Annotated in this window: 9 protein-coding genes and 2 pseudogenes; 7 read left to right on the plus strand and 4 right to left on the minus strand. The window is 55.9% G+C overall.

What is annotated here, in order from left to right:
* From repA to ACD590_RS37325, 4 genes and pseudogenes are all read left to right on the plus strand, one after another.
* Window positions 1–1284 carry a plasmid partitioning protein RepA gene (repA, locus tag ACD590_RS37310; RefSeq protein ID WP_096764644.1) on the plus strand — a complete coding sequence of 428 codons (1284 nt, stop codon included), beginning with the start codon at window positions 1–3 and terminating at the stop codon, window positions 1282–1284.
* Entirely contained in the window at window positions 1281–2318 is a 1038-nt protein-coding gene (gene repB / locus ACD590_RS37315) for a plasmid partitioning protein RepB (protein ID WP_064843806.1), read from the plus strand. Before repA ends, repB begins: the two co-directional genes overlap by 4 nt.
* A 185-nt stretch (window positions 2319–2503) precedes the next feature.
* Entirely contained in the window at window positions 2504–3718 is a 1215-nt protein-coding gene (gene repC / locus ACD590_RS37320) for a plasmid replication protein RepC (RefSeq protein WP_064843808.1), read from the plus strand.
* A gap of 64 nt (window positions 3719–3782) precedes the next feature.
* Window positions 3783–4728: pseudogene (locus ACD590_RS37325) on the plus strand (IS481 family transposase).
* Window positions 4729–5078: 350 nt separating this feature from the next.
* Here the strand turns inward: ACD590_RS37325 and ACD590_RS37330 are convergent.
* Entirely contained in the window at window positions 5079–7076 is a 1998-nt protein-coding gene (locus tag ACD590_RS37330; protein ID WP_141098791.1) for a YraN family protein, read from the minus strand.
* Between the two features lie 394 nt (window positions 7077–7470).
* On the opposite strand from ACD590_RS37330, the gene ACD590_RS37335 reads away from it, so the two are divergent.
* The gene (locus tag ACD590_RS37335) at window positions 7471–9327 is read left to right on the plus strand and encodes an endonuclease NucS domain-containing protein (protein ID WP_064843629.1); all 1857 of its coding nucleotides are present in this window, start codon (window positions 7471–7473) and stop codon (window positions 9325–9327) included.
* Between the two features lie 185 nt (window positions 9328–9512).
* On the opposite strand, the gene ACD590_RS37340 is transcribed toward ACD590_RS37335, so the two are convergent.
* Window positions 9513–10664 (minus strand): site-specific integrase, encoded by a 1152-nt coding sequence (locus tag ACD590_RS37340; RefSeq protein WP_376766415.1) that lies wholly within the window; start codon window positions 10662–10664, stop codon window positions 9513–9515.
* A 204-nt stretch (window positions 10665–10868) separates the two neighbouring features.
* Here ACD590_RS37340 and ACD590_RS37345 point away from each other — a divergent pair.
* Window positions 10869–11927: pseudogene (locus ACD590_RS37345) on the plus strand (RHE_PE00001 family protein).
* Between the two features lie 52 nt (window positions 11928–11979).
* Here ACD590_RS37345 and ACD590_RS37350 read toward each other — a convergent pair.
* Both ACD590_RS37350 and ACD590_RS37355 read right to left on the minus strand, forming a co-directional pair.
* Entirely contained in the window at window positions 11980–12705 is a 726-nt protein-coding gene (locus ACD590_RS37350) for a hypothetical protein (RefSeq protein WP_096772333.1), read from the minus strand.
* A 227-nt stretch (window positions 12706–12932) separates the two neighbouring features.
* Window positions 12933–13229, minus strand: coding sequence for a hypothetical protein (locus ACD590_RS37355; RefSeq protein WP_096772334.1), 297 nt, complete (start codon window positions 13227–13229; stop codon window positions 12933–12935).
* 500 nt (window positions 13230–13729) lie between these two features.
* On the opposite strand from ACD590_RS37355, the gene ACD590_RS37360 reads away from it, so the two are divergent.
* Window positions 13730–17671 carry a B12-binding domain-containing radical SAM protein gene (locus tag ACD590_RS37360; RefSeq protein WP_096772335.1) on the plus strand — a complete coding sequence of 1314 codons (3942 nt, stop codon included), beginning with the start codon at window positions 13730–13732 and terminating at the stop codon, window positions 17669–17671.
* The last annotated feature ends 16 nt before the right edge of the window (window positions 17672–17687 follow it).

Genomic DNA, 17687 nt, shown 5'->3' on the forward strand with positions numbered 1-17687 from the left:
GTGTTCTATCTTTGGCGGGCAGTGGCCGGTAAACCGGTAGAAAGCCGCCAAGAGGGACAGATGGCGATAGCAAACCGAGTAGAAACTGTTGTTGGCTCGAAGGAAGATGCCGGCAGCAAAATCATGCGCCATGCCGGGCTCTTGTCCGGGCAATTGCAGCAGCTCAGAACTCGTATGTATCCGCCAAAGTCAGAAAAGACTCTGCGTCCGTTTCTGACCAATGAAGTGTCGAAGCTGACGTCTATACCCGATTCGACCCTGAAGCTGATGTCGACCGAAGGACGTGGTCCGGTTCCCAGCAGGCTGGAGAATAACCATCGCGTCTACACGCTAGCCCAGATCAATGAACTGCGTGAATTGTTCGCGATGCAGAAACCTGCAGACGCCTTGCGATTCCTTCCTCGACGTCGTGCCGGCGAGCACCTCCAGGTTCTTGCGATAGCCAACTTCAAGGGCGGCAGCGCGAAAACGACAACCTGCGTCCACCTTGCCCACTATCTCGCCCTGCATGGGTATCGCGTCCTCGCGCTCGACCTAGACCCGCAGGCATCCTTGTCCGCTTTGTTCGGTGCTCAGCCCGAGGTTGACGTCGGCTCGAATGAAACGATCTATGCCGCTTTGCGTTACGACGATGCCGAACGTCGTCCAATCCGCGAGATAATTCGCAAGACATATTTCGATGGCATCGACCTCATTCCTGGCAATCTTGAAGTCATGGAGTATGAGCACGAAACGCCACGGATATTGGCGAACAAGTCCAGCTCCGGCGCGATCTTCTTTGAGCGACTGAAACTCGCCCTTTCGGAAGTCGAGGCGGACTACGACATCGTGATTCTCGACACTCCGCCGTCGCTCGGCTTTCTGACGTTGAGCGCGATATACGCCGCGACTAGCATGATCATCACGGTCCACCCGGCCATGCTGGACGTCGCGTCAATGAGCCAGTTTCTTCTCATGATGGGCGATCTGATTAGTGTTTTGAACGAGAGCGGCGCTCAGTTGGACCAGGACTTCATTCGGTATCTGGTCACACGGCACGACACAAATGACGCGCCACAGTCGCAAGTCGTTGCGATGCTTCGGCACCTGTTCGGCTCCGATGTACTATTGCCAACCGCCATTGAAAGCACCGCCGTTGAGGCAGCCGGCTTGGCGAAACGTTCAGTATACGAGCTCGAATTGGGGCAGATCGGGCGCGATACTCATAAGCGTGCCCGCGAGGCAGTAGATGCTGTGAACGAGGCGATTGTTCGCCTCGTCAATGACAGCTGGGGGCGGACATGAGTAAATCTCCTCGCAAGTCGATTGTCGCCAGCTTCGGTTTGCTTTCCGCGGAGTTGGAGAGTGATCAGGCTGCGGATCAACAGCAGCCGTCGCAGACCCCTGCCCCGGCTCCCGGCAATCGTGTCGGAGCAGGTGTGATCGGTGCTGCTCATCGAGCGATCGACGACATTCGAACCGAGCGAGATCGCTTGAAGGCTATCGTTGAGTCGGGCGGTGGTGCGGTTCGCGAGTTGGATCCGTCACTCATCGACCCCTCCCCTTATCCGGACAGGCTGCCGGACGATGACGGGGCGAGCTTCGAGGTGTTCAAGCGGTCGATCGAGACTGAGGGGCAAAAGGTTCCGGTCCAAGTCCGCAAACACCCCTCGTCGCCGGGTCGCTATCAGATCATCTACGGGCATCGACGCTGGCTCGCTGCCATGCAGCTTAAGAGGCCTGTTCGCGCGCTCGAAGTCGAGATTTCCGACCTCGACCTGGTTCTCGCACAAGGTATTGAAAACGCGGCGCGCCAAGACCTCACCTGGATCGAGCGCGCGCTATTTGCATCACGAATGGATGATGCGGGGATCAAGCCTCGGCACATATACGCCGCGCTTTCGATCGAAGACGCAGAACTGGCTCGGATGCGGAATGTCTACAGGGTCGTTCCGGCAGATATCATCGAGGCCATTGGGCGGGCTCCAAAGATCGGGCGGCCACGTTGGCTCGATCTTGCCAAGACGGTTGCGGGTGACGCGGGAACGCTCGACGCCTTACGGGCGGCGCTGGATAGAAAAGGCGATGCTGCAGAGACCTCCGATCAGAGGTTTCAGCGTGCATTGAACGCGATCAAGCCGGTATCGACGGGTCGTCGGGAGCCAATCCCGATTGAAGACAAAAGCGGAACGAAGCTCGGCACCCTGTCGATGTCCTCGAAAGAGGTTCGAATTTCGGCTGAGGGCACGCTTGGGATTGAATTTTTGAAGTTTGTTGAGGCGGAGCTCCCAGCGCTGACTGAGCGCTTTGCCCGCCTGCGAGAAAACGAGGAACCCTGACAGTTGTCAGGGTTCGGAAGAAAGGAAGCGCTGCAAAAGAAAAAGGCCCCCAAACGTTGCCGTCGTGGAAGCCTCTCTCAATGTGTGACAACTAGAGAATCGCATTTCCCCGAATCCCAGTCAAGAGTCTTTGGCACCGTAATTTTGGTGAGCGGGTTTCTTTTGCCTTTTTGAAGGTGAAAAAAATGCAGATTGGAAGTGTGACGACGCCCTTTGGGCGACGGCCGATGACGCTTGCCTTGGTGAAGCGGCAAATTGAGGCGAGTGAGATTAAGCCAGGCAAGACGGCGGACAAATGGAAGGTCTTTAGGGACGCCTCCGAAGCAAGGGAGTTGCTTGGGTTGCAGGATCGCAGCCTCGCCGTCCTCGACGCACTCTTGAGCTTTTATCCCGACAACGAATTGCGCCAAGATGCGCAGCTCATCGTTTTTCCGTCCAACGCCCAGTTGACACTTCGGGCGCACGGTATCGCTGGCGCCACGCTTCGCAGACATCTGGCTCTTCTCGTAGAGGCCGGACTGATCGTTCGCAAGGACAGCGCGAATGGGAAGCGCTATGCCCGGAAGGACAAGGCAGGTGAGATCGATAGCGCATTCGGCTTTGATCTGTCACCCTTGCTCATGCGGGTGGATGAGCTTGCAATGATGGCGCAACAAGTCGTTGCCGATCGTTTTGCCCTCCGTCGGGCGAAGGAAAATTTAACGATATGCAGGCGCGACGTTCGAAAGCTCATTTCTGCTGCGATCGAGGAAGGTGCGTCGGGCAACTGGGAAAGCATCGAAGCGATCTACACCGGTCTCGTGGGCAGGATTCCGCGCTCTCCGACGCTCAGTGATGTGAATTCAATCCTGGACGAGATGGAGCTTCTGCAGCAGGAGATCATCAACATCCTGGAAATGCATCAAAAAGATGAAAATGTTAGCACCAATGGTGACCATCATGAGCAGCACATACAGAATTCAAATACCGAATCTTGCTGTGAATTTGAACCTAGCTCTAGGAACGAGCAGGGCGCAAAGGCCGTGAACGATGGTCGGCCAAAGCGGGAGCCAGTCCGGAATTTTCCGCTTGGCATGGTGATGCGGGCTTGCCCCGAGATCTCGATGTATGGGCCGGGCGGTACGATCGACAGCTGGCGCGCAATGATGATTGCAGCGGTGGTCGCCCGATCGATGCTGGGCGTCAGCCCGTCGGCCTATCAAGAGGCATGCGACGTGATGGGGCCGGAAAACGCGGCGACGGCGATCGCTTGCATCCTCGAGCGGGCAGGGCACATCAACGCGCCAGGAGGATATCTCCGAGATTTAACACGCAAGGCGGCACGGGGCGAATTTTCGTTAGGGCCGGTTCTCATGGCGCTGCTAAGAGTTCACGGACAAGGCGAGCGCGCAGTGGGCTAGTTGTTTAGACCCGGCATTTGATGGTGCAATATTTTTCTTGGCATGGAGGGAAGCACTATGGGCCATAGTTCTACACGGGAGCGCCACGACGACAGAGGCAATCCGTCGAGCAATACAAAATAGTGAAGAAGAGCCTGAGAACGCTTTCGAAGCGATACGGGATCAACCAGAAAACCGTGGCGAAATGGAAGAAGCGGACATCGTTGGTCGATCTTCCTACAGGTCCGAAGGACCCGCACTCGACGACCCTTTCCCTCGAAGAAGAGGCCGTTATCGTCGCCTTCCGCCGGCATACGTTGCTACCGCTCGATGATTGCCTCTACGCTCTTCAGCCTACCATCTCACATCTGACGCGTTCGTCGTTGCACAGGTGTTTGCAGCGCCACGGCATTTCACGTCTGCCGGAGGTCGGAGGCGACAAGGAGCCGAAGAAGAAGTTCAAAAGTTATCCGATCGGCTACTTCCACATCGATATTGCCGAGGTGCAGACGGCTGAGGGCAAGCTCTATCTCTTTGTCGCAATTGACCGAACATCCAAGTTCGCGTTCGCAGAGCTCTACAACAAAGCCGACAAGATGAATGCCGCCCAGTTCTTGCGCAATCTGATCGCGGCAGTGCCCTACACCATTCACACCGTTTTGACCGACAATGGCATTCAGTTCACTAACCGAGCTTGTGATCGAAATGCCTTCCAGCACATCTTCGATTGGGTCTGCGACGATCACAGCATCGAGCATCGCCTGACAAAGGTGAAGCATCCCTGGACCAACGGACAGGTCGAGCGGATGAACCGAACGATCAAGGAGGCGACCGTCAAGCGCTTCCACTACGACGATCATGCGCAATTAAAAAAACATCTCGCCGACTTTATCGACGCCTACAATTTCGGGCGCCGGCTCAAGACGCTAAAGGGCCTCACGCCTTACGAGTTCATATGCAAACGATGGACTTTGGAGCCAGATCGATTCATCATCGATCCCATCCATCAAATGCCGGGACTAAACACCTAAGGCCCCCACAGACAAAACCCTGACAGCTGTCAGGGTTTTGGTTAGCGCATTTCGCCCGCTCCTATTGAAGGCAAAGATCCGCGATGCGTGATGGGCTGATACACATGCAGGCCTTCACCGATATGGCAACGGTTCGGAGAAATCGTGAGCGTCGCATTGCAGTCATTTGCTGCGTGGTTCACCTACGAACTTCTGGCGTTACGGGTCGGCGACCCCTTATGAAGCGCTCGTCGCAAAAGCCGAGAAAGGGTCAGGGTCACGGACGTATGATTTACTCCGATACGGCACTCTCGAGGTGGGGGTTCGTGTGAATGAACCAGCGAAAGGACTGGAGCGATACACCGGGATGGTTAGACTAGCTGTTGCATTCGCAAGTAGTGGTATTCCTTGAGTACGCTTCCCGTTGCGAAACTCGCCGGTCGGGAAAGGACGCGGGCGAGTTTCGCGACATCGTTCTGTTCGACTAGGAGCGCAGCCAATTGCCCAATAGAGAGCGATGCCGTAGGGAGTGAGCGAATCCAAATCTGCCTCGATACGTCATCATTCAGATTATTAGCGATGGCCAGGGTCTTTCGCAGCTTTTCGAGCGTTTCGTTTGCCTTCTTCACTCTCTTCTTGGCCGAAGGATCTTTCGCCACCAGCTCGCTATCTGTTAGAGCAGCAGAAAGCTGTGCGAAGACAAATCGATCTTGCAGGGTTCCATAGTCGAAAAGGGTCATGGAAAGACGAATGATCTTCCTGGCGCGGTGCTCCAGAACGAAACCGTCCTCGAAAACAATCCGGCCATGGCTCTCAAGCATGGATTGATGCTGGAGGGCTTGCGCTTGTGAGGCAACGATGCCCTCAAGATAAAGAAGTATCGCGTCGGCTGCGTTGCCCGACATGGCGGTGCGCGTAATGGGTTTGGCTTTGCACTCGATAAATATGATCGTATTGTCATCCTCGAGAACCAGATCGCACTCTCCATCGGCACCGGCCATCTGGTACGATTTAGCTTCTATCGTCGGATGGACATCTCGAAACTTCAGGATTGCGCCGGTGGTTCGCTCGAGGCCCTCACCCGTCAATGCGCCAATTTCATCTTTTGTGAGCACTTTGCGAAGGCCAGCAGCGACGGCCTCGTAGCAGGCAGGGCCAAATGCCGATCGAGTCGGGATAAACACGTCCGCGGTCGAACCTGCCCTGCAGAAAGGCTTGAACATGAGATCTGCTTCGGGTGCTGAGAAGGGAGATACGTAGTTGTTGTTCGGGGTTGGAGCTTGATGCGTCAGGTCACGAAGCAACGCAGACACCGTTTCTGCAGGAAGAACGGACTCCAATGCGCTCTCAGTTAAAACGCCAGGACTGGTTGCTACCTCTCTTATCAGGGCCTCTGATGCGGTTGCTGCGTCCTCCACTCCCCATCCCAACTGACCGCGCAGCCTTGAATCCTGATCGGTGCCAAAGAAGCTACGGAGAAATATGGGAGTAATGAACGGCGTCCATTGCTGCAGCGAAAATAGGTGATCATGCAGCGTCGCGTCAGCGAGCCACTGGTCGATATCCCTAGTCGACACGCTCAACGCCCAAAACTGGCCGTAGCTCTCTATGCCGGTCAGGGCTACAAGATCGCGGGCCAGCGCCACAGCCTGATGCAGGACATCATTATGGTCAGCTACGATGGACGTCAAACCTTCCACGCGGGCCGTCAGCTGCCAGAGAAATCCGAAGGGCACGGAGGATTCTCTTGGGTGCTGTTTTGGATTGCGTGAGTATAGGACTTGGTCGAACTCATAATCATAAAGGCGCCTTGCTAAGCCTTCCAAGAAGGAAAAAGCTTTTGTCCGGCCAACGCTTGTCAATCGCGCAAGGATCTGCTGTGTGACGGTCAGGAAACCGTCCGAATTGCGGTCAATGCCCGTCTCGTCGAGCGAGAAACTGTGGCCGCCATCACGCAAGCGTTGCAGGGCAGCGACCATGTTTTCCGTCTTTGAATCGGGCGTTCTGAAGTTGTTTAAGGCTAACAACCGCCTACCTACATCAAGCGCAATGTGCCATCGTTCGTGGCTTGGTTTGATAAGACCTTGTGAGACAGGAAAGCGCTGCGCGATCTTTTCCAACACGAAGAGCAGCGCGCCGTCTCTCCCCGTGAGGGCGTTTGACAATGCTGCGTAGCGGATAAGCTTTCGCAGGTCGGCCACTGAAAAGGGGCTTCCGTCGTCCAAAAGAACTTTTGCTAGCATTGCGTTAAGTTGCTCCTCCTCGTCACGAAACGCGACGGCAGGTGGAGGAAGCTCGGTTCTTCCTGGATTGTCCCATGCCGCTTCAAGGTAGAGGACAAAATCTCGGAAATTATTGGATTCGGACATCGGGCAACCCTATCAAAGTTTATGTAGCCGAAATTCTATTACCCTACTCCTAATTGCAAGGCGTCTTAGCTGCGGCCGATTACGTGCCTCGAATAATAGGCAATCTGCATTCAGGCAGCTGCCCACTGCCGGCCAGCGTGATTGAAATAGCTTGAGGCTTGCAGCACTTGTCGATGCAGCGTCTCCTCGATCGCCTACGGGAGGAGGAAAAGCCACGATTGGCGGCACCGTGATCATCCGGCCCGCAATCCATTAGGGGAAAACTCCCCGCGATCCAGGCTAGCGGTTTCCACCCGCGGCTTGATCGTCGTTTGGCATTTTGGGCTGGAGTTTGCTGTATCGTAACAATTGTCCCGATATGAATCGGCATTTAGCGGTTTCGCGAGAGTCGATCATGTCTGGTGTGAATGAGGATCAAATCAGGGATTATTTGATCGACAATTTGGATCTGGTGGAACCAAACCTGAAATTTCTAGGTAAGGAACACCACCTCAGGAACCCAAATGGCTCAGACGGATTCCTCGATATATTCGCGGTCGCACCGGGAGGTGAGTATGTAATCATTGAGATCAAACGGACGCGAAGTGCATCGCGCGATGCAGTGCATGAACTGATCAAATATGCCGCACTTCTTCGACACAAGCTTCTAGTCAAGGAGCGGGAATACCGCTTTATCCTTCTATCTGTGGACTGGGTGGATCTGCATGTCCCGTTTTCCGAGTGGATGCGGAACTGCCCCTATGACGTTTCGGCTGGACGAATTGTGCTGGGGCAAAATAAACTTCCGGCTCGCATCGAAAAGGTTGTTTCGAATCCGCGTGTTCTCAATCGTCGCATTGCTCGAAGGCACTACATGTGGCGGTTTGGGTCTCAACCGGACATCGACCGAGCCATAAAGCTCATCGCAAAGCACATGAACACCAGCGGTGTCGAAGATTTCATTCTGATTTTTTCCAAAATACCCGCCGATGACATGCACTACCTATACTTTGCTCAGCAACAAAACTCGAAGGAGTTCTATCTGAACGATCTCGAGAGACGACTTTCGCGAGCGGCGTTTCGAGAAGTCAAGGATGACGTAGAGGGTCACGTCCTCCAAATCGATCAAGAGGCTGTCGCAGCTGATAGGATGTACGAACCTGGTTTCGAACTTGTCCATTCGAGATTGAGATCGATCAGCTCTACGATCTCGTACCCGGAGCGGGCAGGCGAATGGTTCACGCCTGATCGTATTAGCGAGGCCGAGATCAGGCGTTACGGCAGGTTCATCGATGTATCGATGACTGACGCGGAGCTGATCAAAGAACTCGTTGTAACGGATTCGTTCAATGATCTCGATATTGTTGCCACGACCGAATCGAATGCACAGATGGGAGAGCTGGCCGCATCTGTGAAGCGTGCGCTTCAATTTAACAACGAGTGGCATGCGACCCTGCGTGAGCTCTTCGAATACGCGAGTGCAGGTGGACCGGCGGTGATACGCCTTCAAATCTACAGCAATGACGATATTCTCCGCGTTCTGGCAGCGGAGTACTACGAGGCTAGCCTCTACACCCCTGCACTCCAATGTGAGATCGAGTTTGTGACCCGCCGCGAGGTGTTCCAGGGCTTCCTGGAATGGGATGGAGCACCGGTAGACGTTCGATCCGTCATACGTCGTCACTTCGGAGATCACGCGCGCGACTATGCTTCGGAGAAATTTTGGGGCTCGCACCGACCACGGAACATGGATGTCATGTCGGATCTTGGCCTGCGCTATTCGATCGGAAAGACCTCCGAAAGAAGTTTCCATCGCGTTCGCCTGCAAGGCAAAGAAATGGTCGTACAATCAGCAAAGGAAGGGCTTCCGGATTTTGTCACATATGCCCAGGAGGCCGTCGCCGAATTGGCGCAGTTTTTTGATGAGACCGACACCGGGTTTGAAAACGCCATCGCAGGTTACCACTATCAGAAAATAGTTCAGGCTGAGGCCTTTCTCAAACAGGTCATATCGGCCACTCGCGCGACAAAAACGGACAAGTTTTGGCTTGGTCAACTACCAGCCGGGTGTGACTACTGTGGTCGCCCATTTGCACACCTAAGGTATATGGCTGACGGATCATTCAAAAGAGAACCTTCTGGCAACTGGTGTGCGGCTTGTTTGGTGGACAAAACCCGCTCAAGCGGCGGGTTTACCGGCGAGATTTACTTCGCAACGAGCAAGGGCTGGCAGTTGGTAGAGACTGACCAGTTTTCGGCCGTCATCGCGTAACTCAGCCCCGGGTTGGAATCATAGACTGTTGGTCTGGACGCGCAACGACTCAAGTCACGCATAGTCAAGACGAGGCGGCTAAACTCGGTCGACCAACGCTGCCTCTTCGCATAATCCGGCTTAGGCCTTGGAGGCAGCAGAATGAACTTCTTAAACCCGTCCAAGCCCGTCGGACGGATGTTTCGTCATCCCATTATGCGAGTCGCCCGCCCACTTCGCCGCGTCGCGTTGTTGTAGTAGCTGGACGCTTGCTGAAGCGACCGGTGCCTCGACTGCTCCATCGCCTCGGGTAACGGGATGCCGCGGTTGGCTGCTTCCGTCAGATACCCCGACCGTAATCCATGCGCCGAAAACTCCCCCACCTCCAATCGGGCCATTTCGACGCGCAACTTGACGATATCATTGACCGCCTTCGGATCGAGCGCCCGGCGAGACACATTGCCCCAGCGATCGATCGCCCGGAACACACTGCCGCCGTCGATCTTGGCGGCGGCCAGCCAGGCATGCAGCGCCTCCACCGGCCGGCCGGTCAGATAGACGACCTCGTCCTGGCCGGCGCCGGAATTTTTGGTGCGGCCGAGGTGGATGGAGAGCGAGGGGAGGGGGCTTCCATCCTCGACAGTCACCGGCGGCTCGATCGTTAGCTGTTCTTTCCGCAGGCCGGCCACCTCGCTGCGCCGGCGGCCGCCGGAGCCGAAGGCGACCATCAGTATGGCCCGGTCGCGCAGATCGCGCAGGCTGTCGCCGCTGCAGGTCGCCAGCAGTTTGGCCAAAACATCGCCGGTGACCGCCTTGGCGCTCTTGCGGCGGCGCGTCCGGGGGACGGCGCGCACGGCGAGACGAATGGCGGATTTCAAAGTCGGGGAGGCGAAGGCGCCGTCGAGGCCGCGCCACTTGGTCAGCGTCGACCAGTTGGCGAGCCGTCGTCCGACGGTCGCCGGCGCATGCGGCCCGGCCGACCGGAGAAAGCCCCCGTCTCGCAAGGACTGGTCCACCTCGGGCGGCATGCCGTGCTGGGGATCGCTTTCGCGCCGCGTCGGATCCCAGAGATGATGGGCGACGAACTTCAGCAGCAGCGCTTCCGGTGCCGGCCAGGGCAGCGGACTTTCGGTCGCCGCTAAGCACCAGGCCTCGAGGTAAGCGAAATCGGACGTCAGCGCCCGAAGCGTGTTGGCACCCATGCCTTCGTTGACCAGATGTTTGAGCGTCTCGACGTCCTGGTCGGACAGGATTTCGGCGAGTTTGTCGCGCCGGTCGATCGGCAGCACCGCGGCAATGGTGTCGAGGGTTTCGGCCCGCCGGGCGATCGCGTCTGGTGCCGTGTTCGCAGCAAGAATGTCCAAAATGCCTCCTGAGGCGCGAAAACCGGGTGTCAGCACGGCCGCATTGGCCCTCCATTGATACCGTTTTCGCTGATTTGCGGCGTTATAGCAATCACTTCCGATAAGCAGTACTTATCGGAAGTGAGGCGTCGTCTCAACGATGTCGACCAGTGACGGATGCTAACTCCGCAATAGCGTCCGTTTAACAAATCATTTACCATGAATTCAATGCGTTATGATTTGTCCAAAATCCTCATGACCAGCCTTCAGCGACCGGTTGCTGACGCGACCTGTTGGTGCGGCTCGACGAGCGCATCGCCCGTTCACCGGTCGGGCAAGGCTGGATCGAACGATCGCACTATACCGACGCCTGCGCCTCGCTGTGGATCGATGGTGAACTCGTCCACTTGGAAGACCTCGTCCTCCATGACGCCACCCGCGATATTCGCACACCCACCCATGAGCTGACCATCGCCCGCGACGTGCTGCGCACCCGCCGGCGGGTTGCCGGCCAATCTCCTGATTGGGCGCTCTCTGCCGACGGCATCCGCTCGCTGCGCCAGGCGTGGCCTGGACCATCTTTGGGTGGCGGTGGCGAGGTTGAAAGGGAAGCCGACGTGGAGCCTGCTCCGGTTCGGGAAGGGGAGGGGGACGATGCCGACGGTGGCGAAAAAGCCGGGCCGAGCCGAGATCCGCGAACGCAATGCGTTGGTCTATGATCTCGACTGGGACGAGGATGCCCGGCTCGACGAATGGCGCGGGGTGCTCCGCCAGGCCGAACACCTGCCGGTGGTGCTGCAGGCGATTGTCGCCCTCGATGCCTGGAACGAGTTTTCCGTCCTTCAGCACGCGCCCTGGCTCGGCCGGCTGTTTTGCGCCTCAATCCTGCGCCAGGCCGGCATCACCACCGGCGCCCATCTGGCCGCCATTAACCTCGGCCTCAAAACCATTCCCGTCGATCGGCGCCGCCATCGCGACCGGGAAACTCGAATGCTCGCCATCGCGCGAGGTCTTTTGGCGGCGGCCGAGATCGGCATGAAAGAGCATGACCGGCTGGTGCTGGCGAAGACTATGATGGACCGAAAGCTGGACGGGCGCCGGACGTCTTCAAAGCTGCCGGAGCTGGTCGAGCTCGTCATGGCAAAGCCGCTCGTGTCGGCCGGGATGGTGGCGAAGACGCTCGACGTCACGCCGCAGGCGGCGCGGCGGATTGTTTTGGAGCTGGGCTTGCGTGAGATGACGGGCAGGGGGAGGTTTCGAGCGTGGGGGATTTCGTAGCGAAGTGGCTAAACGAAATAACCTCCACATTGAGCCGATGAATCGAATCAACTCAGTTGATCCTGATGGTAGCGTAGGACAGGGATGACAAGTCTACTTTCAGCTCGTCCGTGAAATGCATCTCATATGCATTCGCATCGTATCCCACGAACCGCACGCCTCTTGCCCGTAAGCTTCGAAACACGCGGCAAACTGCCGATATGAAGAGAGGTATAACGTTGAAATAGAGCTGTTTGTCAGGGTAGCCCTCTCGCCGTGCCTTCGAGAAAAATTCGCTGAAGCTGAGGTCAGCTTTCAATTGTCCCAGAAGCTTGCTTCTGTTCAAAGCACTCATTTTGCCTTCTAGAGCAGGTGAATTTTGACTGGGGTCGAGGCGAAACAGGAAATCTTCGGCCTTGTAGAGTTGGCGTCCGACATGTGCCTCGCCTACCAAGGTGTGGCTCGCGATCAAAAATTCGGCGCCGCTGAACCGATGGGGGCCTCCATCCTGCGCCATCGTATTGTTCCAGCTGGAGAACAGTTCGTGATCTCTGTGATGGATCGCATTTCTAAGCATTAAAATAAGCGCGGTGTCGGCATGATCAAAATAATTGAAAACCGCTCGATCTACGTCATAAACGCTGTGAAAAGCTTCTAGCTTCGCCTCGAATGCGCGATCGAGATTATCGATGGCTTCCTCTAGGTCTACTTTTTTTAGCTCGTTGAACCTGGCATTCGCTTCTGCGTAGATACGCATTGAATTGGCAAGCTTAGCGACGGCACGTTCAGTAATCTTCATCTTTGCTTCTGTGTTCATAGGCGGTCAGCTTGGGGAAAGGCAGCCCAGGCGCTCGACAGGCAATCGATCGCCTGCTCAGTATCCGAGTACGCACAACTATACCATCTGTACAGACACGGATGCAAAGGGCCAGGATTCAAAATGAAAAAGGAGTACAACCCACCCCTCGTGTTGGAGTTCGTGTGATGCCTTTGATACAAACGCCGGTTCTCAGAATTAGACCATTGCTAGCCCGTCGAAGGGTAAAGCGGGCTTCCGCCATTTTGCTTTTCAAGAAAGTCGAAACAACTGGCAGCGTCGGGATCGCTCATATCGATCCCGTATTCTTCTCCAAAGATCGCCAGAAAGAAGAACAGCCTCTTGTCTTCCGTGTAGACGAAGTCGAATTCGTGAAGGACCTCGTAGACATCGGAGTTCTCACGGAACAGTGCGTCATGCGCGTAGAGCCGGCGGCGGGAGTAACCCCACGTCGACGGTTGTTCACCGATCCTCACATACCGCCGGACGGGATCGAGCGCTTCCATCCCTAGAAGTTCCTGCCGCCACGGCCACCTCGCCAAAGACATCGATGCCCTGATGCCATGGCCTATGACGCCCGCATCAAAGCCTCACAATGAGCTCGTCAGATACTATTCGGTGAGCTCACATCCAGCCCTCAGCCAGCACTACCCAGTAGCGGAAACTGAAAAATCAATGGGGCGTGGACGGCGCATACGGCGCAGCGCACGTCTTGGTGCTCAGCAGGATTGGCACTGCCGCATGTCCGACACTACGTGCAGCACCTCCTCGATCCACTCCGCCGCGCCTTCGGAAAACCACATGAAGCTAAATTCCGTCGATGCACTCGAGCGCAGAAAAAAGGCAGGCCCTAATCAACCCGAGGACAAATACTCACAATTTCCGCGATGCGCCGGTTCTTCTTCTGGCCTAAACTCGCTTGCCAAATGGATTTTCGCACGAGTCAGGTTGTGGTAGTCACGATCGAAAGCGAATCCGATGATTGTTCAGGTGCCGGCGGTAAACGATGAGTTATTCTGCATTTTTTCTCGCCACGCACTGGGGACGCGCACACGGCGGTATCAACGTCTTCAATCAGGACCTTGCCAAGGCGGTAGCCGCGGAGCTGGGCTCGACCGGGTTGTGCCACTGTCTCGTGATGGGGCCGAGGGCAAGCTCGGTCGAGGATCAGGTTATTGTCGAAACAGGAGAGGAACTCGGGTGCCCGGAGGCCATCGCGAACCGTATCCACGCGGCACTTGCGGCTTCTAATAACTTACAGAACGACGTCATTGTAGTCGGACATGACGTGCATACAGGTTTCCTGGCAATCGATACCGTTGGCTATCTGAGGGGGCTTAAGCTTCCGACGGTCCGATCTGCTGTAATCAAGCATATGCATTACAAGCAGTACGACCTACAGAAAGGGCTTTCCCTCGAAGAGCGAGGGGAGAAGGAAGCTCGGCAGACTGAATTGGCTGATCGTGCGGACCTCGTCCTGGCGGTTGGGCCACTTCTCGCTGAGAGCTCTTATGGCGCAACTGGCAAAAAGCGCGTAAGCATGCTCATCCCCGGTGTGCCGCCGTTAGAGCCCGCCATGGAAAATAACGAACCGGCTTGGCAGATCTTTATGAGCGGCCGTCTCGGCCAGCAGGACGACCGGGTTAAGAACGCGCAGCTAGCAATTTCTGCGGTTGCCATTGCTTATCGAAAGGCGAAAGAGGTCCATCAGGGCAGGGATAGCCGTTTTCTAAATCGAGGTTGCTTGACGTTGTTCGGAGCTGGTCCCGAAGCAGCCGAGCCGGCAAACCTCTCTGAGTATGGCGAGCACATCTCACTCGATCCGGTTTCGTACACAGCTGATGCGGGACGTCTATTTAAGACACTCGCGAATTCTCATTTCGCCTTGATGCCATCTTGGCACGAGGGCTTTGGGCTTTCCGGTTGGGAAGCTCTCAGTCTCGGCGTACCACTGATCTGTTCCAGCCATTCCGGCCTCTTCCAGTTCTTGAAGGCCAACGTTTGGGGCGGAAATGTCGGTGTTAGCAGCGAGGGGGTGGTTGAAATTTCCCTCACGGGCGAAAAGGCCGTCGATGCTGAGACCATGAGCAAAGCTATCCTTGGCCTCACTGGGAACTATAGCCGACGCAAGCATGGTGCCATGGAACTCGCATCGTTCTTGAGAGCGCACTATACATGGTCAGCCTGCGCGAAAGCATTCGCGAGCGCGTGCGATTGGCCACTTGCGACATCAGTCGCATGGCAGGAAAGACAGGCAGTCGCCAAGATCACCCTGCAGGATCCTGAAACTGAAGACGGGCTCATACGCCAAGCGGAGGAAATCGTCGCGAACGGCTTGGTCTATGCCGAGTGGGAGCGCGTTTGTACCGCCCTCAACATACTTAGTGCGCGAGGAAAGATCGAACACGGAGTAGTCGGGCTTGAAGCTCTTGCATATCTCGACCAATTGTCGCTGACGCTTGATACAATGCTGGAAAGTCAACGGGGAGTGACCTTCTCCCTGCGCAGCTCGGGGGAACTGGATGTCATCTGGCGCTTCCTGGCGGCCGCGTCAAGCGTGTCGGGATCGATCAACGATTTTATCAATCTCGTAAGGCCTAATGTTTGGCGGCAGATTTGCAGCGATGGTTTCCTGCTACGGGAATTCTTTTTCTACCTCTGCAGATTTGACAACGACTTCCAGTCCCACGACTATGAGGTGACCACAAAAATCGAGGAGGTCATTCGACGGGGACTGGCGGATGGCGATTTTCAGACACGGCTTGCCCGGTTGGGCCTTAAGCATTCAGTTTTGCTAGACGTGTTGAGACAGAGCGATTACTACAGCCAGTTGCCTAGGTTCGCCGCCGTAATAACTGCCTTTCAGGCTCAGCAGCTGGATTTTGCAGAAGTCGAACCTGAGCACTTTGCTACGTTCCTGTGGCTAGCAAGCGAAAGCGCCCTTCAAGGGATATACTCCCCTGACTTCACGCTGGACTTCATCAGGGAGGCGCTCGGAACCGGTTCAATTCCTAGACGTTGGCGAGGCGATAAGCGCTTCCCGGTGGCGGCAATGCTGAGTGCCCTGCCGGTCGACAAAGCGCTTCGCGTGCTTGGGGCATTCTCAACCGATGAAGACGAGACTATTCGCTGGGCGTGCGTCGATGTAGCGTTCTCGCGCTCGTTTCGCTCGCGTGTCGAGGCTACGTATAAGAGCCGACCGTTCATAGCCGGTACGAACCTGACAACGCGTCTGGGCGAAATTATTGACTCCGCTGTACGCTACGATGGATCTCATCCGTGGCTTCAGCGCGAGTTCATTAGGCTCTATCACGAGGAGGTTAAGCAAGGTTGGCGCGGCGGCTTCACGCCTTTCACTTTGAATGACTTTCCGAGGTCGCGTGAGCTGCTGGGCGCGAGTTTTTATCGGACGACGGACAAAGCTCGACCGAAGCTGCACCCGGAAGTCGAAGATGTTCGAAAAGCCGCAGCTGCAGATGTGAGGCGAATCTTGCTCGTGCTACCGCCGATCGAGATCGCAGGTAGCGCCGAACGAAAAAATGCATCTCGCACCACCACGCCCCCGTTGGGCCTCGGTCTCATTGCGAGCGCGCTCAGTCGTGCCGGACATTTTGTCGAGATTGCCGACTGTCATCGCTTTCCATCACTGACCAAAGAGTTAGCGGATCGAGCGGGCGAGTTCGATTGGGTAGGGTTCAATGTTGTTTTGAGCACCGTAAAGTCCACTCAGCAAATCGTTGCCGACATCAAGGCTCGATCCCCCGATGTCATGATTGCCATAGGCGGACCGGCAGCAAATCTTGGCGTCTGGCAAACTTCGGTTTCAGGAGCAGGCCAAGCTGACTGGGATTTCATTGTCAGGGGAAATGCGGAGCAGAATTTCGTCGATCTGGTGGCTCTGACGGGTAGTGCAGGCGCGTGGCCGGAAATCGCCGACGTAATCGCAAATCCAAAGAATCAACGACTCTTAGACACCCACTGCGAGAAATGGCACTTTTATCCTAAAGCAATCGAGAACGCTTTGCCGGACGCCTGGGAACCGATTGCGATGCTCGACAGGCGCGTCTTCCGAGGTCCAGATGGCGCTTACGAGCCAGCGCCCACCCGCAAGAAGAATCGCACCTATAAAGAAGCGCACGTCGTCATGTCGCGAGGCTGCGAATGGAAGTGTACTTTTTGCACCGAACGCAGGAATCTAAGCGGGGGCGAAAGAAGGCGCTCCACCGGATCTGTACTGAGTGAACTGATGGCGTTGGCACAAGAGCATCAAGACCTGCGTATCCAGTTCATCGACGACAATCTTCTGCCCCAGATCGCCGCTCGACCTCCTGACAGTGAGCTTGCCGTGTTGCACGATCTCAAATGGGCAAAGGACTTCCTGGCGGGTCTTGTCGACGTTCGTGAAGGCGCGCCCTGCGGCTTTGGTTGGCGGGGCATCTTCCGCTTTGAGGATTTCATCGAATATGAGAAGCAGGTTCCCGACTTTATCGGCCAACTTGTTAGATCGGGCTGTAGCATGTTGGCCTTCGGGATCGAACATGGCAATGAGACGCAGCGGAAAAAGCTGAAAGCAAACAAGACTTCGACGGCACTCAGTAATGACGACATATGTGCATTGATTCTACGCCTCAAAGCCGCAGGAATTAAGACTAAAGGGTACTTCATCCTCGGTGGGCAACATGACAGCGCCGAGAGCGCCAACGAAACAATTGCGTTCGCTCTGCGGTCAGGTGTCAGCCTCGCTTATTTTGCGATCTACAAGGATTTTGTTGACGCGGCTTCGAAGCTCCGAAGCAGTCCCTTGACTGATCGTAGAGAAGTGGAAGCCTACCTCAGCTACAAGCAGCTCTCGCAAGATCTCGATGGTATTTTCTTACCTGCTGAGAACTCCCGCGACCCATCTCCTGCTGAAATGTCCGACAGCAGTGACCTTGCCCCGTTGAAATAATCCATTTTGAAGTAAG

Origin of the sequence: Rhizobium sp. 862_C5_N1_2 (assembly GCF_051811205.1) — a bacterium.
Taxonomy (GTDB): domain Bacteria; phylum Pseudomonadota; class Alphaproteobacteria; order Rhizobiales; family Rhizobiaceae; genus Rhizobium; species Rhizobium leguminosarum.